General features: G+C 64.5%; 2 protein-coding genes and 1 pseudogene. All 3 read left to right on the forward strand.

What is annotated here, in order from left to right; all coding sequences use genetic code 11:
- A pseudogene (locus WC739_RS19905) lies at window positions 1-235 on the forward strand (glutamine amidotransferase); the annotation flags it as partial.
- A gap of 56 nt (window positions 236-291) precedes the next feature.
- On the forward strand, window positions 292-699 hold the full coding sequence (locus WC739_RS19910) for a hypothetical protein (protein ID WP_372954736.1): 408 nt from the start codon (window positions 292-294) through the stop codon (window positions 697-699).
- 69 nt (window positions 700-768) lie between these two features.
- Window positions 769-1,031 (forward strand): YafY family protein (locus tag WC739_RS19915; protein WP_127370291.1); only part of this gene is annotated, 263 nt, incomplete at its 3' end.

Raw genomic sequence — 1,031 nt, forward strand, 5'->3', positions numbered from 1 at the left:
CAGGCATCCCAGCAATGGCCGTGACTGGATCAACGGGCACGAAGCCGGCTACATCGGCGACGTCAACTATCAGGACGTGCCGCACGCGGTTGCCGACGGCGCCGTCGTTTCTGCTCCGGGCTCGGCCCCCGGCACCTTCGCGCTGGCTTTCCTGAACGCACTCTATCCCGAACGAAGTGCCGATATCGCCAGGATGCGAACCATGTTTGCCAGCGAGTATGCTGAAGGCTCCTGACAGAATGGTGTCAGGAGCCGCATGCGATGGTAGGGCGGTCACCGGGAAGACACTCGATGAAAAGCTGGAACGACAGGTTGAACACGCCGGGAATAAACGGCATCAGGCCGGCGCCGCGCGCGATGGCCGGCATCGTCGCGGGCCAGCCGATGCTGGTCCCGACCGCGCGCCAGGTCGACGAATTCATCCGCTCGATTCCCGAAGGGGTCGAAATGGACGTGCGCGTGCTTCGGACGGCCCTTGCCGTCGAGCATGGCGCCGAAGTGACATGTCCCGTCACGATAGGCTATCATCTGCGCACGGTGGCGGAAGCAGCCGGGGAGGATCTTGAACGCGGCATGGCATTGAGCGACGTTGCGCCATTCTGGCGTGTGCTCGATGCGAGGACGCCGACGACAGGCAGGCTAACCTTCGGCGCGGAATTCGTCGCCGCGCGGCGCAGGCACGAAGGGCTCAAACCATAGTGCATGTCGTCGGAAATCCGGACCCGGTCTGGGGCGACACGCGGGCAGACAACACCGAGGGACCATACGATGCGTCGCGCCGACAGGCTCTTTCAGATCGTGCAGCACCTTCGTGGCGGCCGTCTGGTCACCGCGCAGAAACTCGGCACATGGCTCGAGGTTTCCGAGCGAACCATCTATCGCGATATAGCCGACCTGCAGTCGACCGGGGTGCCGATCGACGGCGAGGCGGGCGTCGGCTACATGATGAGGGAGGGTTTCGACCTTCCGCCGCTGATGTTCACGCGTGACGAGATCGTGGCGCTGGTTGCCGGCGCCCGCATGGTGCGCGC

It is taken from the genome of Mesorhizobium sp. (genome assembly GCF_041661565.1).
GTDB lineage: Bacteria > Pseudomonadota > Alphaproteobacteria > Rhizobiales > Rhizobiaceae > Mesorhizobium.